The sequence below is a fragment of the Dactylosporangium sp. CA-233914 genome (genome assembly GCF_050942935.1).
Classification (GTDB): domain Bacteria; phylum Actinomycetota; class Actinomycetes; order Mycobacteriales; family Micromonosporaceae; genus Dactylosporangium.
On sequence record NZ_CP192030.1, the window covers coordinates 8,395,395 to 8,418,381 of the forward strand.

Annotated in this window: 19 protein-coding genes; 11 read left to right on the top strand and 8 right to left on the bottom strand. The window is 73.1% G+C overall.

Annotated elements, in window-relative coordinates:
* Positions 1–27: 27 nt before the first annotated feature.
* Positions 28–477, top strand: a complete 450-nt coding sequence (locus ACQPY0_RS37545; RefSeq protein WP_432971848.1) for a hypothetical protein — start codon at positions 28–30, stop codon at positions 475–477.
* A gap of 99 nt (positions 478–576) precedes the next feature.
* Here ACQPY0_RS37545 and mmsB read toward each other — a convergent pair whose 3' ends face one another.
* From mmsB to chvE, 3 genes are all read right to left on the bottom strand, one after another.
* Positions 577–1,800 (bottom strand): multiple monosaccharide ABC transporter permease, encoded by a 1,224-nt coding sequence (mmsB, locus tag ACQPY0_RS37550; RefSeq protein ID WP_432971851.1) that lies wholly within the window; start codon positions 1,798–1,800, stop codon positions 577–579.
* 6 nt (positions 1,801–1,806) lie between these two features.
* A complete protein-coding gene (gene mmsA, locus ACQPY0_RS37555; protein ID WP_432971854.1) occupies positions 1,807–3,339 on the bottom strand; it encodes a multiple monosaccharide ABC transporter ATP-binding protein in 1,533 nt (510 codons plus the stop codon).
* A 65-nt stretch (positions 3,340–3,404) separates the two neighbouring features.
* Positions 3,405–4,538: a multiple monosaccharide ABC transporter substrate-binding protein gene (gene chvE / locus ACQPY0_RS37560; protein WP_432971857.1), complete on the bottom strand. Its 1,134-nt coding sequence runs from the start codon at positions 4,536–4,538 to the stop codon at positions 3,405–3,407.
* Between the two features lie 200 nt (positions 4,539–4,738).
* Between chvE and ACQPY0_RS37565 the strand changes: the two genes are divergently transcribed.
* The 7 genes from ACQPY0_RS37565 (at position 4,739) to ACQPY0_RS37595 (ending at position 13,427) form a co-directional block, all read left to right on the top strand.
* Positions 4,739–6,136: an AMP-binding protein gene (locus tag ACQPY0_RS37565; protein WP_432971860.1), complete on the top strand. Its 1,398-nt coding sequence runs from the start codon at positions 4,739–4,741 to the stop codon at positions 6,134–6,136.
* A 54-nt stretch (positions 6,137–6,190) separates the two neighbouring features.
* Positions 6,191–6,643 (top strand): cold-shock protein, encoded by a 453-nt coding sequence (locus ACQPY0_RS37570; protein ID WP_432995523.1) that lies wholly within the window; start codon positions 6,191–6,193, stop codon positions 6,641–6,643.
* Positions 6,644–6,667: 24 nt separating this feature from the next.
* On the top strand, positions 6,668–7,654 hold the full coding sequence (locus ACQPY0_RS37575; RefSeq protein ID WP_432971863.1) for an SDR family oxidoreductase: 987 nt from the start codon (positions 6,668–6,670) through the stop codon (positions 7,652–7,654).
* Positions 7,651–8,229, top strand: a complete 579-nt coding sequence (locus ACQPY0_RS37580; RefSeq protein ID WP_432971866.1) for a DinB family protein — start codon at positions 7,651–7,653, stop codon at positions 8,227–8,229. Before ACQPY0_RS37575 ends, ACQPY0_RS37580 begins: the two co-directional genes overlap by 4 nt.
* Positions 8,226–8,558: a YnfA family protein gene (locus tag ACQPY0_RS37585; protein WP_432971869.1), complete on the top strand. Its 333-nt coding sequence runs from the start codon at positions 8,226–8,228 to the stop codon at positions 8,556–8,558. Before ACQPY0_RS37580 ends, ACQPY0_RS37585 begins: the two co-directional genes overlap by 4 nt.
* Before the next feature lie 43 nt (positions 8,559–8,601).
* Positions 8,602–12,195, top strand: a complete 3,594-nt coding sequence (locus ACQPY0_RS37590; RefSeq protein WP_432971872.1) for an NACHT and WD repeat domain-containing protein — start codon at positions 8,602–8,604, stop codon at positions 12,193–12,195.
* 533 nt (positions 12,196–12,728) lie between these two features.
* Entirely contained in the window at positions 12,729–13,427 is a 699-nt protein-coding gene (locus tag ACQPY0_RS37595) for a Clp protease N-terminal domain-containing protein (protein ID WP_432971875.1), read from the top strand.
* 95 nt (positions 13,428–13,522) lie between these two features.
* Here the strand turns inward: ACQPY0_RS37595 and ACQPY0_RS37600 are convergent, their stop codons facing one another.
* On the bottom strand, positions 13,523–13,804 hold the full coding sequence (locus tag ACQPY0_RS37600; protein ID WP_432971878.1) for a hypothetical protein: 282 nt from the start codon (positions 13,802–13,804) through the stop codon (positions 13,523–13,525).
* A 223-nt stretch (positions 13,805–14,027) separates the two neighbouring features.
* Here ACQPY0_RS37600 and ACQPY0_RS37605 point away from each other — a divergent pair, with 223 nt between their 5' ends.
* Positions 14,028–14,426 carry a VOC family protein gene (locus ACQPY0_RS37605; protein WP_432971880.1) on the top strand — a complete coding sequence of 133 codons (399 nt, stop codon included), beginning with the start codon at positions 14,028–14,030 and terminating at the stop codon, positions 14,424–14,426.
* A gap of 22 nt (positions 14,427–14,448) precedes the next feature.
* Here ACQPY0_RS37605 and ACQPY0_RS37610 read toward each other — a convergent pair whose 3' ends face one another.
* The gene (locus ACQPY0_RS37610; protein ID WP_432971883.1) at positions 14,449–15,330 is read right to left on the bottom strand and encodes a LysR family transcriptional regulator; all 882 of its coding nucleotides are present in this window, start codon (positions 15,328–15,330) and stop codon (positions 14,449–14,451) included.
* 82 nt (positions 15,331–15,412) lie between these two features.
* Between ACQPY0_RS37610 and ACQPY0_RS37615 the strand changes: the two genes are divergently transcribed.
* Positions 15,413–16,633, top strand: a complete 1,221-nt coding sequence (locus ACQPY0_RS37615; protein WP_432971886.1) for an MFS transporter — start codon at positions 15,413–15,415, stop codon at positions 16,631–16,633.
* An 84-nt stretch (positions 16,634–16,717) separates the two neighbouring features.
* On the opposite strand, the gene ACQPY0_RS37620 is transcribed toward ACQPY0_RS37615, so the two are convergent.
* On the bottom strand, positions 16,718–17,329 hold the full coding sequence (locus tag ACQPY0_RS37620) for a DUF305 domain-containing protein (protein ID WP_432971889.1): 612 nt from the start codon (positions 17,327–17,329) through the stop codon (positions 16,718–16,720).
* 795 nt (positions 17,330–18,124) lie between these two features.
* The gene (locus ACQPY0_RS37625; protein WP_432971892.1) at positions 18,125–18,982 is read right to left on the bottom strand and encodes an aminoglycoside phosphotransferase family protein; all 858 of its coding nucleotides are present in this window, start codon (positions 18,980–18,982) and stop codon (positions 18,125–18,127) included.
* A gap of 2,116 nt (positions 18,983–21,098) precedes the next feature.
* Here ACQPY0_RS37625 and ACQPY0_RS37630 point away from each other — a divergent pair.
* A complete protein-coding gene (locus ACQPY0_RS37630; RefSeq protein WP_432971895.1) occupies positions 21,099–21,911 on the top strand; it encodes a phosphotransferase family protein in 813 nt (270 codons plus the stop codon).
* Here the strand turns inward: ACQPY0_RS37630 and ACQPY0_RS37635 are convergent.
* Positions 21,899–22,933, bottom strand: a complete 1,035-nt coding sequence (locus ACQPY0_RS37635; protein WP_432971898.1) for a LacI family DNA-binding transcriptional regulator — start codon at positions 22,931–22,933, stop codon at positions 21,899–21,901. The two genes, ACQPY0_RS37630 and ACQPY0_RS37635, sit on opposite strands and share 13 nt — an antisense overlap.
* Positions 22,934–22,987 lie beyond the last annotated feature (54 nt).

Below are 22,987 nucleotides of genomic sequence, written 5' to 3' on the forward strand. Positions count from 1 at the left end.
TAGCGGCCCGGCGATACCATCGCGACCGTGGATATCTCACTGGTGATACTCATCGGACTGACCGCCGCCTACGCCGGCGGGGTCGCCGTGGTGGTTCGCCCGAGCCGCGCGTTGATGGCGGCGGGCGGCGTCATCGCCGTGTTCGCGCTGATGCTGGGCCTGGCCTACGTGTGGTACCCGGGCTCGGTCGCGGTGGCCGCCCTGTTCGCCGGGGGCGTGACCTGGCTGACGCTGGCCCGCGATCTCGGCCGGCCGGGCAACGCCCTGGTCTCGGTGGCCGCGGGGCTGCTGATCGGGGCGAGCTTCCTCTTCGTGTCGTACCTCGCCGTGATGGCCCTGATCGGCGCGGCCGGCGTCTATCTGGTGCTGCGCCGGTGGCTGCGGCCCCGCACGGCGATGCTGGCCATGGGCGGTGCGCTGGGTGGCATGCTGGCGGCCTCCGCGGCCGTGTTCGCGGTCGCGCTCGCGAACATGTAGCTGTGGCCGGCGAGGGGTAAACCCGGCCGGCGAGGGATGGACCGCCGACGCCCCGAAGGCGGTCCATCCCTCCCTTCCCACCGGACACCCGAACAACGATCAGCGGGAGCGGCCGGCCCGGCGCTTGGCCCACACGTCGAAGGCGACGGCCGCGAGCAGCACGATGCCCTTGACGAGCATCACGCGCTCCGGCGGCTCGCCGTTGAGGGACATGCCGTTGCTGATGACGGCCATGATGAGGCCGCCGGTGATGGCGCCGACGACCTTGCCGACACCGCCCTGCACCGCCGCGCCGCCGATGAACGCGGCCGCGATCGCGTCGAGCTCGAAGGCGTTGCCGGCGGTGGGGCCGGCCAGGTTGAGCCGGCCGGCGAAGATGATGCCGGCGATCGCCGCCAGGATGCCCATGTTGACGAAGATCCAGAACGTGACCTGCTTGACCTTGACGCCGGAGAGGCTCGCCGCCTGCAGGTTGCCGCCGACGGCGTAGATGTGCCGGCCGAAGACGGTGCGCTGGGAGATGAGGGTGTACGTCAGCACGAGCACCGCCAGCAGGACGAGCACCCACGGCAGGTTCTTGAACCGGGCCAGCTGCACGATGACGAACATGAGCACGAGCGAGGCGCCGGCGAGCTTGACCCAGAAGACCGGCAGCGAGTCGACGGCCTGGCCGTAGCCGATACGGCCGCGGCGGGCCCGCCACTGCACCGCGGCGATGCCGACGACCGTGGCGACGCCGACGAGCAGCGTGAACAGGTCGGCCCCGCCGAGCGGGCCCAGGCCGACGTTGTGCAGGAAGCCCGGGATGAAGCCGTTGGACAGGGTGCGCACGTCGTCGGCGAAGGGGCCGATGCCCTGGTTGCCCAGCGTCGTCATGGTGAGGGCGCGGAAGACGAGCATGCCGGCGAGCGTGACGATGAAGGCCGGGATCCCGAAGTACGCGATCCAGAAGCCCTGCCACGCCCCGATCGCCGCGCCCGCCAGCAGCGTGACCACGATGGCCAGCGGCCAGGGCAGGTGCGCCTTCACCATCAGCACGGCGGCGAGCGCGCCGGTGACGGCGACGACCGAGCCCGCGGACAGGTCGATGTGCCCGGCGATGATGATGAGGATCATCCCGATCGCGAGGATCAGGATGTACGAGTTCTGGATGACCATGTTCGAGATGTTCTGCGGCTCCAGCAGCGAGCCGTCGGTCAGGATCGCGAAGAACACCACGATCGCGGCGAAGGCGATGTAGATGCCGCTCTGACGCAGGTTCACCGAGAACCGCGTCGGTGGGGTCACGGCCGGCTCGACCGCGGGTTCGACCACTGTGGTCATTGCGGGTTACTCCTTGATCCTGGTCATGAGGCGCATCAGCCGCTCCGGGGAGAACTCGGCACGCTCCACCGAGCCGGTGATGCGGCCGGCGGAGAGGGCGTAGATCCGGTCGCAGATGCCGAGCAGCTCGGGCAGCTCGGAGGAGATGACGAGGATCGCCTTGCCCTGGTCGGCGAGCTGGTTGATGATCGTGTATATCTCGTACTTCGCGCCGACGTCGATGCCGCGGGTCGGCTCGTCGAGGATCAGCACGTCGGGGTCCGCGAAGATCCACTTGGCCAGCACGACCTTCTGCTGGTTGCCGCCGGACAGCGTGCCGGCGACGGTGCTGACGCCCTTGGCCTTGATGTTGAGGCTGCCGCGGTACGCTTCGGCGACCTGGAACTCCCGGTTGTCGTCGACCCATCCGCCCCGGGACAGCTTGCCCAGGGCGGCGCCGGAGACGTTGCGCTGGATGTCCTCGATGAGGTTGAGCCCGTAGCGCTTGCGGTCCTCGGTCGCGTAGGCGATGCCGTGCGCGATGGCCTCCTGCACGGAGCGCACGTTGATCGGCTGCCCGTGCTTGTACACCTGGCCGCTGATGTCGACGCCGTAGCTGCGCCCGAAGACGCTCATCGCGAGCTCCGTGCGCCCGGCGCCCATCAACCCGGCCAGCCCGACGATCTCACCGGCGCGCAGCGTCAGCGAGGCGTTGTCGACGACCTTGCGGCCATGCTGCGTCGGGGAGTGCACGGTCCAGTTCTCGATCCGCAGCATCTCCGCGCCGATGTGCGGGGTGTGCGGCGGGAACCGGTGCTCGAGGTCACGGCCGACCATGCCGGCGATGATGCGGTCCTCGCTCACCCCGCCCGGCACGTGCATGTCGAGGGTCTCGATGGTCCGCCCGTCGCGCAGGATCGTCGTGGAGTCGGCGATCGCCTCGATCTCGTTGAGCTTGTGCGAGATGATCACGCAGGTGACGCCCTGCTCGCGCAGGCCGCGCAGCAGGCCCAGCAGGTGCGCGGAGTCCTCGTCGTTGAGCGCCGCGGTCGGCTCGTCCAGGATCAGCAGGCGCACCTGCTTGGACAGCGCCTTGGCGATCTCGACCAGCTGCTGCTTGCCGACGCCGATGTCCATGGCCGGGGTGACCGGGTTCTCGTGCAGCCCGACCCGGTCCAGCAGCTGCGCGGCGTCGGCGTTGGTGCGGTTCCAGTCGATGAGACCGCGGCCGGCCCGCTCGTTGCCCAGGAAGATGTTCTCCGCGATCGACAGGTACGGGATCAGCGCCAGTTCCTGGTGGACGATGACGATCCCGCGCCGCTCGGAGTCGCGGATGCCGCTGAAATGGCAGGGCTCGCCCTCGAAGAGGATCTCGCCCTCGTACGTCCCGTGGCCGTAGACCCCCGACAGGACCTTCATCAGGGTCGACTTGCCGGCGCCGTTCTCGCCGCAGATGGCGTGGATCTCGCCCCGGCGCACGGTCAGGTTGACGTCGTCCAGGGCCTTCACGCCCGGGAACGTCTTGGTGATGCCCCGCATCTGCAGGAGCGCCTCGGTCATGCTGTCTCCCTCGTAACCGCCGAGGGCCCGGGCGGCGATCGTGCCCGGGCCTTCGGCGGGGCAAGCTACTTGAGCTGGTCCTCGGTGTAGTAGCCGGAGTCCACGAGCACGGTCTTGTAGTTGGACTTGTACACCACGACCGGGTCGAGCAGGTAGGAGGGCACGACCTTCTTGCCGTTGTCGTAGTCCTTGGTGTTGTTCACCTCGGGCTTGCCGCCCTTGAGCACCGCGTCACCCATCTTGACGGTGACGTCGGCGAGCTTGCGGGTGTCCTTGTAGATCGTCGCGTACTGCTCGCCCGCGATGATCGACTTGACCGAGGCGACCTCGGCGTCCTGGCCGGTGACGATCGGGTACGCCTGGCCGGCGGTGCCGTAGCCCGCGCTCTTGAGCGCCGAGAGGATGCCGATCGACAGGCCGTCGTAGGGCGAGAGCACGCCCTGTACCTTGGTGCCGCCGTTGTACGTCTTGGTGATCAGGTCCTCCATGCGCTTCTGGGCCGTCGCCGGGTCCCAGCGCAGGATCGCCACCGTCTTGAAGTCGGTCTGGCCGCTCTTGACCACGAGCGTGCCCTTGTCGATGTACGGCTTGAGGGTGTCCATCGCACCGTTGAAGAAGAAGGTCGCGTTGTTGTCGTCCGGCGAACCGGCGAACAGCTCGATGTTGAACGGCCCCTGGGCGGTGCCGTCCGAGCCGTCCTCCTTCTTCAGGCCCAGGCCCACCAGCAGCGAGGTCGCCTGCTGCACGCCGACCTTGTAGTTGTCGAACGTGGCGTAGTAGTCGACGTTGGGCGAGTTGCGGATCAGCCGGTCGTAGGCGATGACCGGGATCTTCTTGTCGGCCGCCTGCTGCAGCTGCGAGGTGATGGCGGTGCCGTCGATCGAGGCGATGACGAGCAGCTTCGCGCCCTTGGTGATCTGGTTCTCGATCTGGTTGACCTGGGTCGGGATGTCGTTCTCGGCGTACTGCAGGTCGACCTTGTAGCCGAGCTTCTCCAGCGCGGCCTTGACGTTGTTGCCGTCGGCGATCCACCGCTCCGAAGACTTGGTCGGCATCGTGACGCCGACGAGGGCGCCGGCGCCGGCGCCGGCGGGGGCGTTGGCCTCCTTGTCCGCGGTCTTCTCGGAAGATCCACAGGCGGTGACGCTGAAGGCGACCGCGAGTCCTACGGCGGACGCGGCGATGCGTGTGAACTTCACTTCTCCCCCTCAGGAGGCAGCGTGCAGCGACCGGCGGGCGGGGCGTCAAGGGTGTGAACGCTGCCACCGGCGCGATCTCGAATTTGTTGCTGGGGCGTTGCCGCCACAGTGTTAACGCTCACAAAGAGGAGTGTCAAGATGATGGATAGGATCGTGATCCGGCCGTTTCCCCGCGCCACGCTCGTGTGACGATGGAGGCCATGCGCCTGCTGAAGGGTCTGCACGCCCACGGTACCGACCCGCAACCCGCTGTCAGTGTGAACGGTCGCGGCCTGTCCGCGGAACGGTTACTCAACGCCGCCCACGCCGTCGCCGCCCAGGTAGCCGGCGCCGCCACCCTCGCCGTCGACGCCACCGCGAGCCTGGAGACCGTCGTCGCGGTCACCGGCGCCCTGATCGGCGGCGCCGCCGTGGTGCCGGTCCCCGCCGACGCCGGACCGGCCGAGCGCGAGCACATCCTGCGCGACTCCGGCGCGGCGGTCACGCTCGGCAACCGCCCCGACCGCTTCCCGGACGCGGTGCCCGTCGAGGTGTTCCGGGACTTCTCCGGCCCGGCGTTCGCCCCGCCGGCCGCGGACGACGTCGCGCTCGTGATGTACACCAGCGGTACCACCGGAAGCCCCAAGGGCGTCGAGCTCACCCACGGCGCCGTGGAGGCCGGCCTCGACGCGCTCGCCGACGCGTGGGACTGGACCCCCGGCGACCGGCTCGTCCACGGCCTGCCGCTGTTCCACGTCCACGGCCTGATCCTCGGCGTGCTCGGCGCCCTGCGGCACGGCTCGCCGCTGACCCACACGGGCCGCCCGTCCCCCGCCGCCTACGCCGCCGCCCGCGGCACCCTCTACTTCGGCGTCCCCACCGTCTGGTCGCGGGTCTGCGCGGAGCCCGCCGCGGCCCGCGCCCTGCGCCCGGCCCGGCTGCTGGTCTCCGGCAGCGCGCCGCTGCCCGTCCCCGTCTTCGAGCGGCTGCACGCGCTCACCGGGCACCGCCCCGTCGAGCGCTACGGCATGACGGAGACGCTCATCACCATCTCCAGCCGCGCCGACGGCGACCGGCGCCCGGGACAGGTCGGGGTCCCCGTCGCCGGCGTGCGCACCCGCATCGTCGCCGAGGACGGCTCCGACGCCCCGCACGACGGCGAGACGATCGGCGAGCTGTGGGTCGACGGCCCGATGCTGCTTCGGCAGTACCGCGGGCAGCCCGCCGCGGCCGCCCGTACCCCGGACGGCTGGTTCCGCACCGGCGACCTGGCCCGCATCGCCCCCGACGGCTGGCATCGCATCGTCGGGCGCGCCTCCACCGACCTCATCAAGAGCGGCGGGTACCGCATCGGCGCCGGCGAGGTCGAGGACGCGCTGCTGGCCCACCCGGCGGTGCGCGAGGCCGCGGTCGTCGGCGTGCCCCACGAGGACCTCGGCGAGACCGTCACCGCGTTCGTCGTGACCTCGTCCGCGGTCGGCGAGCGGGACCTCATCGACTTCGTCGCGGCGCACCTCAACGCCCACAAACGCCCCCGGGCCGTACACTTCGTAGACGCGCTGCCCCGCAACGCGATGGGTAAGGTGCAGAAGAAGCGCCTGACGGGTCCTATGCTGTAGGCCGGACTTCGCTTCCTGGTGGTGGCGGCTTTTCATTGGTGGGTGGTGGTTGCGGTGGAGACGGGCAGGATTCTGCGGTTCGACGAGGTGCGCGGCTATGGGTTCATCGCCCCGAACGCCGGCGGTGAGGACGTGTTCGTCCACGCCAACGACTTCGGCGACCAGCGGCACCTGGTCCATCCGGGCATGCGGGTGGAGTACGAGGTCGAGGAGGGCGAGCGGGGCCTGAAGGTCGCCACCGTGCGCATCCTCGACACGCCGCCGCCGCGCCGCGAGCCCAGCCGCACGACCGCGACCGCCGCGGCGCCGTTCACGCCGGTCAGCGGCCCGGCGGCGGCGGGCGGGGACGACGACGGGCTGTGCGACGTGCTGTCCAGCCGCGAGTTCGCCGCCGAGGTGACCGAGCTGCTGATCCAGCACGTGCCGTCGCTGACCGGCAGCCAGATCGCCCAGGCCCGCCAGCACCTCGTGAGCTTCGCCCGCAGTCACGGCTGGGTGGAGAGCTGAGCCCGTTTCGGTAGGGTGGCCATCGTGAAGGTTCTGTTCATCGGTGGCAGCGGGATCATCAGCTCGGCCTGCTCGCGGCTCGCCGTCGAGCGCGGCATCGACCTCTACGTGCTCAATCGCGGCGAGTCCCGGCACCGGCCCCTGCCCGAGCCGGCCACGGTGCTGCGGGCCGACATCCACGACCCGGCGGCCGTGCGCGAGGCGATCGCCGGGCACACGTTCGACGCGGTCGTGGACTGGGTCGCCTTCACGCCCGACGACGTGCGCGCGGACATCGAGCTGTTCCGGGGCCGCACCGGGCAATACGTCTTCATCAGCTCGGCCTCGGCCTACCAGACCCCGCCGGCCCGCCTGCCGATCGTGGAGTCCTCGCCGCTGCGCAACCCCTTCTGGCAATACAGCCGCGACAAGATCGCCTGCGAGGACCTGCTCGTGCAGGTGTACCGCGACAAGGGCTTCCCGGCCACGATCGTGCGCCCCTCGCACACCTACGACCGCACCCTCGTGCCCTTCGACGGCGGCTGGACGGTCCCGGCCCGCATGCGCGCCGGCAAGGAGATCGTCGTGCACGGCGACGGCACCTCGCTGTGGACGTTGACCCACCACGAGGACTTCGCCCGCGCGTTCGTGCCGCTGCTGGGCCACCCGCGTGCGATCGGCGATGTCTTCGGCATCACCGGCGACGACGTGCTGACCTGGAACCAGATCGCCGAGCAGCTCGCCGCGGCCCTGGGCACCACCGCGCGGATCGTCCACGTCCCGTCCGCGGCCATCGCCGCCGCCGACCCGCAGTGGGGCGCCGGCCTGCTGGGCGACAAGTCCCACTCGATGGTCTTCGACAACTCCAAGGTGCGCTCGCTCGTGCCGGACTACGCCGCCACGATCCCGTTCCACCGGGGCGCCCGCGAGATCGCCGCCTGGTTCGACGAGGACCCGGCCCGCCAGGTCGTCGACGAACGCCTCGACAAGGTGATGGACGACCTCGTCGCGCGCTACCGGATCGCCTCATGAGCAAGGAGCACCTGCGGCGATACCTGCAGCTGGGCCGCGACAACCTGCTGTGGAAGCTCGAGGGCCTGAGCGAGTACGACGCCCGCCGCCCGATCGTGCCCACCGGCACCAACCTGCTCGGCCTGGTCAAGCACGTGGCGTCGGTCGAGGCCGGCTACCTCGGCGACACCTTCGGCCGCCGCTTCCCCGAGCCCCTGCCGTGGTTCGACGAGTGCGCCGAGACCAACGCCGACATGTGGGTCACCCCCGACGAGTCCCGCGAGGACATCGTCGGGCTGTATCGCCGCGTGTGGGCGCACTCGGACACCACGATCGAGGCCCTGGACCTCGACGCCCCCGGCCGGGTGCCGTGGTGGCGCCCGGAGACCGCGGACGTGACCCTGCACCAGATCCTGATCCACCTGATCGCCGAGACCGACCGCCACGGCGGCCACGCCGACATCCTGCGCGAGCTCATCGACGGCGCGACGGGCTGGCGCCCGGGCAAGGACAGCCTCGCCTTCGGCACCGCCGAGGAGTTCGCCGCCTTCCACGCGACTGTCGAGCGGGCCGCCCGCGAGGCCGGCCGGCCGTGACGCTCGCCCGCTCCATCCTGCTGTTCCTCGTCGCGGCGCTGGCCGAGATCGGCGGCGCCTGGCTGATCTGGCAGGGCGTGCGGGAGCACCGCGGCCTGCTGTGGATCGGCGCGGGCGTCGCGGCGCTGGGCGCCTACGGCTTCGTCGCCACGCTGCAGTCGGACGCCAACTTCGGCCGCATCCTGGCCGCGTACGGCGGCGTGTTCGTCGCGGGCTCCCTGGCCTGGGCGATGGTCGTCGACAAGTTCCGCCCGGACCGCTACGACGTGCTCGGCGCCGTGATCTGCCTGGCGGGCGTGGCCGTCATCATGTACGCCCCGCGCCACTGACCGCACCACTGCGGCCCTCGCCCGCGCACGTCACTATGGAGGGGTGCGCTCCGATTCGCCGCGATCACTGGATCTCGCCTCGCTGTTCCTCGGGGCGATCATCGGCCTGGGCACCAACCTCATCACCGCCGACGTCGCGACGTGGTGGCCGCCGCTGCACTGGCTCGCCTCCGGGGCCGCCTGGTGGCTGCCCGGCGTCGCGGTCGCGATCCTGGTCTGGGAGCTGGGCCGGCGGGGGCTGCTGCGGCGCCGGGTGACCTGGCGGCTCGAGGAGAGCCCGTTCCCCGGCCTCGAGGCGTATACCGCCGAACGGGCCGCGGTCTTCTTCGGCCGCGACGAGGACGTCCGCGCCGCCGTGAAGCGCCTCGACGGCCCGGGCGGCACCCCGGCCCAGCGCACGGTGCCGATCGTGGGCCCGTCGGGCGTCGGCAAGTCCTCGCTGCTGCAGGCCGGCCTGATCCCGGCGCTGGCCGCCACGCGGCTCGTCGCCGGTCCGATCAGGCCCGGCGCCGACCCGTTCAACGGCCTGGCCGAGGCGCTGCTGGACGCCGCCGGGGCCGGCAGCTCCGGCCTGGCCGACCTCGCGGCCGAACTGCGCCGGGAGGCCGAGACCCCCCAGCGGACGCCGGAGCGGCTACTCGCCGCGCTGCGGCAGATCCCGGGCCGCCGCCCGCGCCGGGTCATCGTGGTCGACCAGGCGGAGGAGCTGTTCACGGGTCCGGCGGCCGGCGAGGGGCGGCTGCTGTGGCAATACCTGCAACGGCTGCTGGCCGCCGACCGCAGCGTCTGGCTCGTGGCGGCGGTCCGGCCGGAGTCGCTGCACGAGCTGCAGCAGGCCAGCGGGGCGCCGCGGCCGGTGCCGATCCCGCTGGACGGCCTGGACTCGGCCCGGCTGCGCACGATGCTCGACCGCACGACACGCGCCGCCGGGGTGACGTTCGAACCCGGCCTGCTCGACCAGATCGTCGCCGAGGCCGCCGGCGGCGACGCCCTGCCGCTGGTCAACCAGCTGATGCTGGCGATCTGGCCGCACGCCGGCTCGGTCATCGGCACGGACGCCTACGACCGCGTGAACCGGATCGAGGGCTCGCTGACCCAGCACGCCGACCGCGCCTACCGCGCCGCGGCCGACCGGCACGGCGCCGCCCACCTCGACGCCCTCCTGCTGCGCCTCGCCGGCTGGGACGGCCACCGCCCGACCCTGCGCGCGGCACCGGTCCAGGAACTGCCGGAGACCGAACGGGCGGCCGCCGCCGACCTGCGCGACGCTCGTCTCCTGGTCGACGCGAATGCCGGCCGGTCACTCGTCCTGGTCCACGAGGTCCTGCTGCGCCGCTGGGACCGGCTCGCCGCCCTGACCGACGCGCACACCGCGCTGCTGCGCTCCCGCGGCGATCTGGAGTCGACCGCGGCCCGCTGGGCCGAGACGGGCCGCGGCCCGGACCTCCTGCTGCGCGGCGGAGCCCTGCGCGAGGCCGGGCAGATCGCGACCCGCCTGGGGGCCTCGCCGAACCTGACCGACCTCATCACCGCCTCGGACCTCGGCGAGCGGCGCGATGCCGCGGGCCGCGCGGCGGCGGCCGCGGCCGCCGCCCAGCAGATGCGCCGGACCGACCGGAGCCAGGCGATCGCCCTCGCCCACGCGGCGGCCACGCAGCTCGACGCCGACCCGGCGGCCCCGGCCGTGCTGACCCTGTGGGCGCTGACCACCCGGCCCGAGGTGTCGCCCGCCGCGGCACCGTACGCCGACGACATCCGCGCCCTCGCGTGGGACGGCACCGAGCTGGTGACCATCGGTGATGCCGGGGCCCTGAGCCGGTGGTCCCCGGACGGGCGCCTGCTGCGCTGCGACCTCGTCGACCCGGGCCGCGACCCCGTCCTCAGCCCGGACGGGCGGATGCTCGCGGTGAACGAGGAGAACCGCCTCGCGCTCTACACCACCGCTCCCTTCCGGCTCGTCGGTCACCGGGACCTCGCCTACGGTTTCGGCACCCGCGGGCTCGGGTTCGGCCCGGACGGCACCCGCCACGCCCAGGTCGCCGGCGACACGCTGACCTTCTACGCCTCGGACGATCACGCCTCGCCGCCCCGCAGCACGCACGAGCGTCCGGTTCCGTACGGCGCCGTCCCGATCTGGTCCCCCACCGCCACCACGATCGCGCTCGTCGACGGTTCGGCGATCACGCTGTTCACGATCGCCGATTCCGGCGGCGGGATCACGTTCACGGTGCCCGCCGGTAGGGTGCGGGGCGTCGCGTGGTCGCCGGACGGTGCCCTGCTCGCAACGCTCGACGGCAGCCGCTCGAACCTCGACGTGTGGCGGGCCGACACCGGCGAGCACTACCAGCGGCTCGCGCTCGGCGACCGGGCCGGCGTCGAAGACATCGTCGGCGTGGCCTGGCTCGCGCCGCCGTACCGTCTCGTCGTCCATGCGACCATCGACGACCGGCGGTCGGAGCTGTGGTTCCTCGACGACGCCGGACGGACGGTCCGGCGCGAAGTGGTGCCCTGGCCCTCTCGCGACACCGGCCCGGCGCTGCGTTCCTGGTCGATCGGCACCGCCTCGCCGGTCGTGGCGCATCCGGCCGGAAAGATCGCCGTGATCGGCAGCAGCGGTGCGGCGATGTTCGACCTCACCGCCGAGCGCTGGGTTCTCCTCTCCCATTTCGACCTGTCCAGGCGGTCCTACTGGTCACCGGACTGGAGCCAGGTCGCCTCGGTGACCCCCAGCGGCATCGACATCATCGACCTGGACGACGGATCGGCGCTGGCGCTCGGCGTCGATTCCGCGACCGGGGAGCAGATCGTGAGCTGTTCCTGGTCACCGGAGGGCGACCGGGTAGCGGCCGCCGGTTGGCGAGGATTCGCCGTGCTGGACGCCGGTGCGCTCACCCGGGGCGTCCTGCACGACGTGCCGGGCCTGGACGCCCGCGCCATGACCTGGACGCCGGATGGCGCACTGCTGCTGCGCGTCGACCGCGGCAGGACGACAGCGCTGGAGTTGTTCGACCCGAAGCGCGGGGAGCGCCTTCGCACGCTCGAGGACACCGAGATCGGGCGAGCGCCGCTGGTCCTCGCGCCCGACGGGAGCCGCCTGGCCATCAAGGAGGACGGCCGCGGCGTGCGGACCGTCGACGTCCGTGACGGGACCGGCGCGGGCCCGTTCGGACCCGCCGACGCGAGCGTCGTGGCGTGGTCGCCGGGATCGACGCTGCTGGCGATCGGCACCGCGGCGGGCCGGATCGACATCGTCGACCCGCGCGACGGCACGACGGTGGCGCAGTGCATGTGCGGGGCCGGCCCGATCGCGGTGCTGGCCTGGCATCCGCACGGCCGGCTGCTCGCCGTGGCGGTGCCCAGTCCCCGCGGCGAACGGCGGGTCGTTCAGCTGTGGCGCACGGCGGACGGGGTTGCGGTGGCCGAGCTCGACCTCCCCGACGAGGGCCATCAGGAGCGGCCCGACGTCCTCGAGTTACGCTGGCTCGACGGCCCCGATCGGCTGTTGTGCGCGCTCGGCAGTGGCCGGGTGCTGACCTGGCGGCTACCGGTTGACGTCGGCAGTGCCCTGGGGCAGGCCGACGGGTTCGGGGCGCCGTTGCCCGGGGCGGTGCTCGCACGGTACGGCCTCTCGGCGTGAGCCGCGCTCAGATGCCGACGCGGGCGCGGATGACCGCGATCAGCGAGTCCTGGACCGGCTCCAGGATGCGGTCGGACTCGAAGACCAGCCAGTCGACCGCGACCATGCGCACGTCGAGGGCCGGCTCGCAGTAGCCCTCCGCCTCGTCGCGCGAGCAGGTGCAGAGTCTGGTGCCACTCGTGGTTGGTGCGCCTGGGCGAAGGAGCGGTGCCGCTGGATGTACGCCCCGGCCTGCCGGTCACCGCCTCGGCGGTCCGCCTCCGCCGCGTCCGGGTGGCCGGCAACCGCGGCCCCGGCACGCGCAGGCGCAGCGGGCCGTCGCCGTGGCTCCGCCCGGATCAGCGCCACCGCCTGCTCCGGCGGCGTCGACGCGGAGTCCGCCGGCCGGCGGGGCCGAGGAACTGGATCAGCCCCGTGAACGCGACGGCGGTCAGGCACATCTCCAGTCCAGCGGGTGCGCCGGATGCAAGCCGAGCGCGAAGCGCACCACCCGGTCGTTGCCAATCTAACCCCAGTGGGGGTATACAGGGGGTATGACCGTCATCCAGATCGACGTTGACCTGCCCGACGAGCTGGCCGCGGCCGTGGAGCGCGGCGGCATCCCGGCCTCGACCATCTGCCAGCGAGCCCTGGAGCAGGCGGTGCGGCGCGCCAACGCCCTGCGTGCCGATGATCTGCGAGCTATGGACGAGGCCGCCCTGACCGCCCGCCTGCCGCACTACACGGCTCGCGCCCGCGCCGCGCTGCGCCTGGCCCTGGACCAGGCCGGCCCCGGCGGTGCGGTCACGAGCGCCGGGCTGCTGGGCGGGATTCTGGCCGAGGGGAGCAATTTGGCCGTACGGCTCCTGCCGGCCCTCGGCGTCGACCCGGCCGCCCTCGCCGCGGACCTCGCCGCCGCCCCGGCCGGGGAGGACGACACCCCAGCCGCCCTCGCCGCGGAGGGCGACGCCCCGCGCTTCTCGGGCCCGGCCGTGGCCGCGCTGGAGCTGGCCGCGAGCGAGGCGATGGACCTGCACCACAACTACATCGGGTGCGAGCACCTGCTGCTGGGCCTGCTGCATCCGGTCTGGCCCGATGCGGCTTCGCGGGTTTCGGCCCAGACCGGGCACGCCGGTCCGGACGGTGCCGCGGGCCGGGCCCTGCGCGCCCGGGGCGCCGGCCTGCCGGCGGCTCGGGCGGCGGTCGTCGCGGCGGTGGCAGGCCTCGCCCATGCCCGCGCGGCGAACGGCTGAAGCGCTCGCCGCGGCCCTGCTCTACGTGGCGCTGGTCCTGCCACTGCTGCTGGACCTGCCGCCAGGTTGAGCGGGGCGCGTCGGCGGGCGCGGGATCAGCGGCTGCAGGCGGCGGGGGTCTTGGCCCGGCCGCAGGTCGGCCGGCGGCGCCGGAAGACCGTGCTCACGGTCGCGATCGCCCAGCGCATCCGCTGGACCGCGACCTCGGGATGGTCGCCGAACTCGCCGGCCACGCCGGCCGCGCAACCGCGGCTGCCGAGCCGCGCGAAGGACTCGGCCACGGCCCTGCGCACGTCGACCGGCCCCGGCGCCTCCGACGACTGCACAGTAGAGACGAACAGCGCTTCGGCACGCGCGTTCGCCAACACGTCGGGCATTTCTCGCACCTCCCAGGAACGTTCACCCTGCGCACGGCCGTGCGACGACGGTGTGCGCGGACCCGGTCGGCGGGGAGCACGCCAGACCTGGGTCGCCTGGTCTGGGTAGACCAGCGCGGAGCCCAGCCGTGCCAGACTGGGCGCCACCCTCCAGTAGAGCACTTACCGCGACGACGCCGCCACCGACTCTGGCGAACCGGGCCGCTGGCTTAGGATCTGCGGCGTGCCACCGACCTACCGCGCCCCGCAGGTGGTGTTGTTCAGCGCCGACCTGGCCCGAACCGCCGCCTTCTACAGCTCGCTCGGGTTCACCGAGGTCTTCCGGACCCCGGACCACGGCGAGCCGATCCACGTCGACCTGATGCTCGACGACTGCCGGCTCGGCATCGCCTCGTCCCGCTCGACCCGCGACGACCACGGCCTCGACCCGCTCGACGCGGGGCAGCGCGCCGCCGTGGTGCTGTGGACCGACGACGTCCCCGGCGCCTACGCGGACCTGACCGTGCGCGGCGCGCCCGGCCTGCGCCCGCCGCGCGAGTGGCGTGGCCGGCTGCTCGTCGCCTGGGTCGCCGACCCGGACGGCAACCCCGTGCAGCTGGCCCAGGAGCTCACCCTGCACTGAGCCCGCCCACCACCGCCGCCGCTCAGGTCCGGTAGGCGTCGACCAGGCCCAGCAGCGCGCGGACGGCGGCACTCGGCCGGCGGGCCGAGGCGGTGGCGACCGCGAACGTCCACTCCAGCGGCGTGGCGATCGGCACCACGCGCAGGCCGGGCTCGTCCGGGGCGGAGAAGCGCGGGATGAGGGCGACGCCGAGGCCCTCGCGGACGTACTGCCGGACCGTCGCGATATCCGCCACCTCCAGGGCCACCCGGCGGCGCAGCCCGGCGGCCGCGAAGCCCCGGTCGACCTCGGCGCGGTTGCCGTAGCCCGGCGGGGAGTCGACGAAGGGCTCGTCGGCGAGGTCGGCCAGTGTGAGCACCGTTGCCGCGGCCAGGGGGTGGGCGGCGGGCAGCGCGGCGACGATCGGCTCGGCGGCCAGCGTGCGCACCGACAGCCCGCCCGGAGCGCGGCCGGACAGCGACAGGAACGCCACGTCGAGCTCGCCGTCCAGCAGGCTGCCGGCCAGGCCCGCGGAGCCGGTCGGGGCGGCGCGCAGGCGCAGGTCGACGCCCGGATGCTCGGCGCGGAACCGGCCCAGCAGCCCCGGCAGGTCCACGAAGCCGACCGAGATCAGGGTGCCGATGCGCAGCGTGCCGCGCAGGCCGCCGCGGACCTCGGCGACCACGTCCCGGGCGGCCTGGGCCGCGTCGATGGTGGCCCGCGCGGCCGGCAGCAGCGCGGCCCCGGCGTCGGTCAGCTCCACGCGCTGCGAGCTGCGCTCGAACAGCCGCGCGCCGAGCTCCCGCTCCAGCGCGCGCACCGCCGCGGAGACCCCGGACTGCACGACGCGCAGGCGCTGGGCCGCGCGCGTGAAGCTGCGCTCCTCGGCGACGCTCACGAAGTACACCAGATGCCGCAGCTCCACGAGCGACATCATCGCATCTGGTGATGCTGCCCAGCACGAACATTCGTTGGCGGTGCTACTACTGCTGAGCGACAGTGTGCCAATGACCACCGTCCTGACCCGCCCGGCGGCGCCCGAGACCGCCCGCGACCGTCGCCTCAGCCACGAGCAGGGCTTCTGGGCGATCGCGTTCGCCTTCGCCGTCTCGCTCGCCTTCACCGTGGTGCCGACGCCGCTGTGGGCGCTCTACCAGCGGCACGACGGGTACTCCACGATCGCCGTGACGGTCGCCTTCGCCGCCTACGCGTTCGGCGTCATCATCAGCCTCTTCCTCGCCGGCCACGTCTCGGACTGGCTGGGCCGCCGCCGCGTGCTGCTGCCCGCCGTCCTGCTGGAGGCCGTGGCCGCGACGCTGTTGTCCACCTCGACCGCGTTCGGCGTGGTGATCGCCGCCCGGGTCCTGTCGGGCCTGGGCATCGGCATGATCACCGCCACGGCTACCGCCCACCTGTCGGAGTTGCACGCCAAGGCCCGCCCGGACGCCGGCCGCGCCCGTGGCGACCTGGTCGCCACGGTGGCCAACCTGGGCGGCTTCGCCATCGGCCCGATCGTCTCCGGCGTGCTCGCGCAGTACGTATCGTCGCCGCTGCGCACGCCGTACCTGGTCTTCCTCGGCCTGCTGCTCGTCGCCGCGCCGGCGGTCGCCCTGGTGCCGGAGACCGTCCGCGCGCAACCGCGCCGCTACCGCCCGCAGCGCGTCGGCGTGCCGGCCGCCGCCCGCCCGCGCTACTTCGCGGCGGCGACGGGCGCCTTCGCCTCCCTGTCGGTCCTGGGCCTGTTCACGTCCCTGGCGCCCGCCTTCGTGGCCGGCACCCTGCACCACCCGTCCCGCGCCCTGGCCGGCGCGGTGGCGTCGCTGGTCTTCGGCAGCGGGGCGATCACGCAGGTACTGCTGCGCCGCCGCCCGCTGCACGACCAGCTCGCGACCGGCCTGGCCCTGATCGTCCTCGGCCTGGCCACGGTGACCGCCGCGGTCTGGGCCGAGTCCCTGCCGGCCTTCCTGGCGGGCGGCATCGCGGCCGGCGCCGGAGCGGGCGCTCTGCTCAAGGGCGCGATCTCGACCGTGGCGGACCTGGCCCCGCCGTCGATCCGCGGAGAGGCCCTGGCCGGGCTGTTCCTCGGCGGCTACCTTGGCCTGGCGGTGCCGGTCCTGGGCCTGGGCATCCTGACCCAGCTGGTGAGCGCGCCGGTGGCGCTGCTGGGGTTCGCGGCGGCGATCACGGCCCTGGTCGCGGCGGTGGCCCGCCCCCTGCTACGGCCCTGACGCGTCGCACCGCCGGCTCTTGTCGGATATGTCGGGCGCCTCGCGCCGCGACATATCCGACATTTCGCATACGCGCGGTTCGAGCTACTTCGGGAGGCGGGCGCTGGCGCCGCTGCGGGACTGGGCGACCTGCTGGGCCAGGGCCTTCACCGTGGGGCTGGTGCCGTTGGTCATCTCGGAGTTGGCGAGCCGCGCCAGCTGGTCGAGATGCTCGCGCAGGCAGTCGACGGCCTGCCGCTCGAAGTCCGCGCCCGCGCCCGCCCGCAGCACGGCGAGCCGGTCCGCATCGACCAGGCCCGGCATCTTGTGACCCTTGTGCGGGTTATCCCTGGGCAGGCCGGCCTGGTCGGAGAGCGCCCTGAGCCGCGGCAGCTCAGTGTCGTACACCCCGCGCAGCTCGCCCGCGAGCGCGACCAGCGACGGGTCGGATGCCTTGCTGCGCACCAGGTCCAGCACCGGCAGCAGCTGCTCGTCCATGGGGATCATGAGCTCGACCCAGGCCAGGTCGGTTCCGCCGAACTCGCTCGCGGCCGGCGCGGCGCCCGCGCCCGACGCGGACTGCGCGGCGCCCGCGCCCGACGCGGGCTGCGAGGTCGGCGCGGCGTCGCCGCACGCGGCGAGCGCGGCGGCCAGGAGCAGGACGATCGAAACGGTCGGGATGAGCGCGGTCGGCCGTGGCGGCGGTCGGCGTCGCATGTCGGTTGGGCCTCCTTGTCGGCCCGGCCGCCTCGGCGGCGGCGGTCCTGTGCCCGCCCGCCGGTCGGCGGCCGGACGTCGATCCGGGCGTGGTCGCGCCATCGGCACACCGTCCGGGCGCGCCCGGTCCGGCCTCGCGATCGCGCCTGATCCGAGTTTCTTCGCCTCTCGAACGAAGTGTCAACCCGGTCTCGGCGGGGCGTGGGCCCCGCCCTTCGGCCGAGCCTGCGGTTGCGACCGGCCCCGGGCGCCCAGAGCCCGTTACGGACCGCCGCAACCGCAAGGTCGGCGTGGGTGCGGCCGCTCGCGCGGACGCACCCCGGTGGCGGGGACCCCAACCCGGTCACCGCCACGACGGCTGTGCGGAACGCCCGGCACCCGACCGGACGACGTCGCCGACCGGCGCGCGGGCGTCTCCGCCTGAAGACCCCGGAACCGCTCGGGCAGCCCCCGCCTGGATGACCACCCGAACTCCCGTCGCCCGTACGCAACCGGCCGGGCGACCCAGCCAGCCCCCGTCGGGCCCGCTGACCCGCTGCACTGGCCGCCCCGGACAGCGCACTCCGCCGGCACCCGATCCTTTGGAGAGCGCTCTCCGTACATCATCCAGTTTCCCGGCCGCCCGGACCGGTGTCAACAGCGAGAATGCCCGATTCGGGCCGCCCCGGCACTCCAGCCGCCGCCCCCCACAGGCGGCCCGGCGCGCTGGTCGCCCGGCCAGCTCGGCAGCGTCGCACGTAGTGGCCAGGGTCGCGCACTTCCGCGCGGGAGAGCGCTCTCCAGGCCGTCGGACTGTCAGCCCAGGCGGACCTGCCGCAGGGCGTGGGCGCCGACCGCGTGCATTTCGCGGGTACCGGTCGGGTCGGCCGCCACCGCCGCGCCGATGTTCAGGGCCCACCCGCGCCCGCGCTGCCACGTGTTCTCGTCGACGCCCGCGAGCGCCGCCCGGAACACCGCTCGCGCCGGGGCGTCGAAGACCAGCCACGCCGCGGCCAGGTCGGTCGCCGGATCGCCGGCGGTGAGGTCGCCGAAGTCCAGCACCGCGGACAGGCGGCCGTCGAGGCCGGTCAACAGGTTCCCCGGATGCGGGTCGCCGTGGACCCACAGGGGCGGGCCGGCCCAGAAGGGTACGGCGGCGAGGTCTTCCCACAGCGGCCGCAAATCCAGCGGCACGCGCCCGGAGGCGAAGCGCTCGGCCATCGCCCCGGCGCGGGTCGGCAACGGCACGCCGCGCACCGGGTTGGCGGGGGCGCCGGGCGGCGCGGGCACGTGCAGGGCGTTCACGAACGCGGCCAGTTGCTCGGCGAACGCCATCCGCGACGGCACCGGGGTCGCGGCGACCACCGTGCCGTGCAGCCAGGGCGTGATGCTCCACGGCCATGGGTACGCCTCGGTGGGGCACCCCACGCGGACCGGGGCGGGGATCGGCACCGGCAGGGACGCGGCGAGGCCGGGAAGCCACCGCTGCTCGTTGCGCACCAGCTCGGCGGCGACCTTGCGGCGCGGCAGACGGACCGCCAGCCGCTCACCGAGCCGATAGACGGCGTTGTCCCAGCCCGCCGCCACCGACCACACCGGTCCTTCCAGGTCGGGATGCTGCGCCCGCACGAGGCTGCGCACCAGACGTTCGTCCACGGCGATGTCGGCGTCCACCCGAACAGCATGCCGGAGTCCCCGCTCCTTCTCTATTTCACTTGGGATATTACAAATCGGACAAATACGACCGCAAGCAAAATCGCACTATCACCCCTCGGCGGCGGCCGGGCCGCGGTTTTCCCTGGTCAGCGGGTTTTGTCGTACCCCTGTTCTATGTTCTTCCCATGAGCGAGGTGCTGACCGGAGCCGCCGATTTGGAGTGGCGTAGCCGTTTGGACGCGATGCTGGCCGAGAACCGCCGCCGGGTGGCCCAACGCCGTGCGGTCCGCGCCGAGTTCGCCGAGGCCCGCCGCCGCGGCTTGGAGGCCCGCCACGCCGAGCGCCTGGCCCGCCTGGACGCCGAGGCCCGCACCGCCGAAATCACCGCCCACTGGGCCGAACAGGATGCCCGAGCAGCCCGCCGCCGCTCTCTGGCGACCCAGCCCAACCCAGGCCATCCGTCGGCCCAGCCCAACCCGGGCCGTCCGATAACCCAGCCCGAATCCCGCGGTCCAGCGAGTCAGCACGACACTCGCCGCCCGCCAACCCAATCCGATTCCCGCCGTCCGGTAACCCAGCCCAACCCCCGCCATCCGTCGACTCAACCCACCCCGGGCCGTGCGCCAACCCAGCACGACACCCGCGGTCCAGCGAGTCAGCACGACACCCGCCGCCCGCCAACTCAATCCGACTCTCACCGTCCGGTAACAAGCCGTCCGTCGACTCAACCCACCCCGGGCCGTCCGCCAACCCAGTCCGACCCCCGCCGTCCAGGGAGTCAGCCCGACACCCGCCGCCCGCCAACCCAGCCCAACCCAGGCCGTCCGTCGACTCAACCCACCCCGGGCCGTCCGCCGACCCAGCCCAGTCCCCGCCGTCCGTCGGCCCAGCCTGACCCGGGCTGTCCACTAACCCGGTCCGACTCCGGCGGTCCGGTGACTCAGCCCGACTCCCGCTGTCCGGCCACCCAGCCCAACCCTCGCTCCGATCCGTCCGTGCCCGCCCCGCCCGGACCACCTCGCCCCCGCGACCTCGCCGCCCCACCGGCGCAGCCCTCCGCGCCGCCGACATCTCGTACGCAGCCGTCGGAGCCGACGTCTCCTGCACCATCGCCGGAGCCGTCGCGGCCGGTGTCCCGTGCACCTTCGCCAGAGCCTTCGCCGTCGCCGCGTTCGCAGGCTGCACCGGCGTCACCGCACCCACGGCCGGTCCAGTCGCCGCGTTCGCAGGATGCACCGGTGTCGCCGCACCCACGGCCGGTCCGGTCACCGCGCTCCCGACCTGTCCAGTCGTCGTGCTGTCGATCCGTCGCGTCACCGCCACCGCCGCAGCAGCGAGGCCGTTGCGGTGGCGATGCTGTATCGCCACCGCCGCGACGGCCGAGCAGTGCCGGCGACGCCGCGCCACCGCCTACCTGCCCGGCCCCGGCAACCGCCACCCGTCGGCCCGCCGCCCCACCGGCGCATCGCTCGCCGCCGGTGAGCCCCGCTGCAGCCCGGCCGTCATGTGCTCCACCCGGGCCGCGTCCGCCGCGCCACCAGCGCGCCCGATCTCACCGGCTATCGCCTTGGACCACCAGACGAAGACCTGAAGGCAGTCGCTGGGCGCGCGGCTCGACGACATCACCATGGCCGACGACGCGGGGGCGGTCACTTCCCGGGTTCGGCGCCTCGGGTGGTGGGGGTCGCGCACGAGCGGGAGCACGGTCGCCCCCGACGTGACCGTGATGTCGTTACCAGGCGGAGTCGGGGCTCCGCTGTCTGCCTGGTCGGCGAACTGGCCACCCGGCATCACCGACCGATGCGAGCCAGACCATGCTGAGCGGCGTGAACTGCCGCGGCGCGGGCGCACTGGCGGGCGGGGCAACGCATGCAGGATCCTGTTCGTCGAGCTCGAAGTCGCGAGGCGAATCGGCCTGGTTCAGTGCGTGCACAGATTCAGAGGGCCCGACGGTGAGCTGGAACCGATCTGGCTGGAAGTCGGCGTGTTGATGCACCGTCGTGGCGGCTTCCACCCGGCCCGCGCGGCTGACCGCACGGCGCCTCCGAGGGGACCAATTGTCGGAGACTCTACGTGGGGGAAGCGACTTATCCAGCACCAGTGTACGTTGCGAACCGCCCGTAGCATGCCAGGCATGGAGCACGACGTGCGTGGTGTGGTGCGGCGCAATCTTTCGGGGGTTGCCGGCGACCTGGTCGAGCCGCTGGGGCGGGGGCTGGACAACACCGCGTACCTGGTGGATGGCGCTTGGGTGGTTCGGTTTCCGGGCGATCCTGAGGCGCTTGACGTGGAGCGGGAGGCGCGGCTGCTGCGCGAGATCGCGGGCGTCCTCGACGGCATTGTCGCCGTGCCCGAGCCGGCGTTCGTGGCCGATGGGGCGATGGGGTATGCGCTGCTTCCCGGCGTACCGCTGATGCTGCTGCAACCGCCCGACCTCACGGCGATCGCGGACACGCTCGCCTCGGTGCTCACGGCTCTGCACGCGCAATCGCCGGCGCGGTTCGCCGGGCTGGTGAGTGAGGACGCCGATCCGCCGTCTACCTGGCTGGACGAGCTGCGGGGGATGACCGTGGACCTTCCGGAGGCCGTGGCGTTCCTCGAGGCCGCACCGCCGGCGCCCGCGACGACGCTGGTGTTCTCGCACAACGACCTGGGTGCCGAGCACGTGCTTGTCGATCCGGAAACTTGGCGGGTCACGGGCATCATCGACTGGAGCGACGCCGCTTTATGTGACCCGGCGTACGACTACGGGCTGCTGCTGCGCGACCTCGGTCCACAGGCCCCGGCGCCGCCCCCGCCGCTGCGGGAACGTGCGCTGTTCTACGCCCGCGCCGGGCTGATCGAGGATCTGGCCTACGGCGAGGATCCGGCGAATCCGGACCCGCACCGGTCAACCTACGTGCGGAAGAGCCGAGACCGGGCGAAGACGCTGTTTCACGCCGACTGACGCACGACGAGTTTCGGGTCGAAGATGACGGACTCGACGCGCAGGGAAGGATCGTCGATGCGGGCCAGGACCAGCCGGGTCGTCTCCGCGGCCATGTCCTCCAGCGGATGCCGGACCGTGGTCAGCTGCGGCCGGGCGTCCAGCGCCGCGCTGCTGTCGTCGAACCCGATGACGGCCACGTCCTCGGGCACCCGCCGGTCGAGGGTCCGCAGCGCCATGAGCGCACCCTGCGCCATGAGGTCGTTGGCGACGAAGACGCCGTCGAGACCGGGGAACTGCTTCATCAGCGTCAGCATCGCCAATTCCCCGGACTCGTAGGTGAAGCCGCCCTCCACGGTCGGGAACCACGCGTGGCCGTGCCGGGCGAGGGTCTGGCGGAACCCGGTCAGCCGGTCCTGGGAGGCCGGCACGTGCGCCGGCCCGGTGATCATGCCCAGCCGCGTGCAGCCGCGCTCCAGCAGCCGCTCGGCGGCGAGCGAGCCGCCGGCGTCGTTGGCCAGGTCGACGTACGAGATCGGGACCGGCTGCGCCGGCCGCCCGACGAGCGCGGCCGCGATGCCGGCCTCGCACAGCTGCTGCGGCAGCGTGTCGTCGGGGTGCAGCGACAGGACGACGGCGCCGTCGGCCTGGCCCTGCCCCAGGTCCCCCACGAGCCGCGTGCGGGCCTCCTGGGTGCCGACGATCTGCAGGGCGAGCTGGATTCCTTTCGGCCGCAGCACGCTCATCACGCCGCCGACGATCCGGCCGAAGAACGGGTCGGCGAAGAAGCGCTTCATGAACGGGTCGTCGTCGTGGGAGACGGCGTCGGAGACGACCAGCGCGACCGTGCCGCTGCGGCGGGTGACCAGCGAGCGCGCGGCCCGGTTCGGCACGTAGCCGGTGGCGTCCACGGCCTGCCACACGATCTCGTGCAGCTTCGGGTCGACGTTGCGCACGCCGTTGATGACCCGCGAGACGGTGGCCCGCGAGACGCCCGCGGCCTCGGCCACGTCTTCCAGGGTGGGTCGCCGTTTCTCGCTCATCACGCGCTTTTATAGCACGACACAGGGAAAGCGCTCTCCAGGCATTCTGCCCAG

Excerpts from the sequence above, each read along its gene's own strand:
- mmsB (WP_432971851.1), bottom strand. The coding sequence starts at position 1,800 with ATGACCACAGTGGTCGAACCCGCGGTCGAGCCGGCCGTGACCCCACCG.
- mmsA (WP_432971854.1), bottom strand. The coding sequence starts at position 3,339 with ATGACCGAGGCGCTCCTGCAGATGCGGGGCATCACCAAGACGTTCCCG.
- ACQPY0_RS37565 (WP_432971860.1), top strand. The coding sequence starts at position 4,739 with ATGCGCCTGCTGAAGGGTCTGCACGCCCACGGTACCGACCCGCAACCC.
- ACQPY0_RS37580 (WP_432971866.1), top strand. The coding sequence starts at position 7,651 with ATGAGCAAGGAGCACCTGCGGCGATACCTGCAGCTGGGCCGCGACAAC.
- ACQPY0_RS37595 (WP_432971875.1), top strand. The coding sequence starts at position 12,729 with ATGACCGTCATCCAGATCGACGTTGACCTGCCCGACGAGCTGGCCGCG.
- ACQPY0_RS37600 (WP_432971878.1), bottom strand. The coding sequence starts at position 13,804 with ATGCCCGACGTGTTGGCGAACGCGCGTGCCGAAGCGCTGTTCGTCTCT.
- ACQPY0_RS37615 (WP_432971886.1), top strand. The coding sequence starts at position 15,413 with ATGACCACCGTCCTGACCCGCCCGGCGGCGCCCGAGACCGCCCGCGAC.
- ACQPY0_RS37620 (WP_432971889.1), bottom strand. The coding sequence starts at position 17,329 with ATGCGACGCCGACCGCCGCCACGGCCGACCGCGCTCATCCCGACCGTT.
- ACQPY0_RS37630 (WP_432971895.1), top strand. The coding sequence starts at position 21,099 with ATGGAGCACGACGTGCGTGGTGTGGTGCGGCGCAATCTTTCGGGGGTT.
- ACQPY0_RS37635 (WP_432971898.1), bottom strand. The coding sequence starts at position 22,933 with ATGAGCGAGAAACGGCGACCCACCCTGGAAGACGTGGCCGAGGCCGCG.